Here is a 403-nt window from a genome sequence, read left to right on the forward strand (position 1 = left end):
GCTGATTTCCTTGGCCAGCCGGCCGCTTTCCTGCGATGCCGCGGCCTTCGCCTGCGAGCGGACGGCAAAGGCGTCCTGATCCGCGCGGCTGACCTTGTAATCCTCGGCAACGTTCTCGCCGGTCTCCGGCATGGAATCGACACCATACTGCTTCTTCATCAACGGATTAACGAAGCGCCAGCCGATCGTCGTATCGTAGATCTCGGCATTGCGCGAGAAAGCCGTATCGGCTTTCGGCATGACGAACGGCGCCCGCGACATGCTTTCGACGCCACCCGCAATCATCAGCTCTGCCTCGCCGGAACGGATCGCCCGGGCTGCCGTGATGACTGCATCCATGCCCGATCCGCAGAGCCGGTTGATCGTCGTGCCGGATACGCCGAGCGGCAGGCCTGCCAGCAGC

General features: G+C 63.5%; 1 protein-coding gene. It reads right to left on the reverse strand.

The window, feature by feature from the left end:
- On the reverse strand, window positions 1–403 hold a 403-nt coding region (locus tag AC1DIX_RS28070; RefSeq protein WP_477328654.1), incomplete at both ends, for a thiolase family protein.

The sequence above is a fragment of the Massilia sp. 05N420 genome (genome assembly GCF_056397205.1).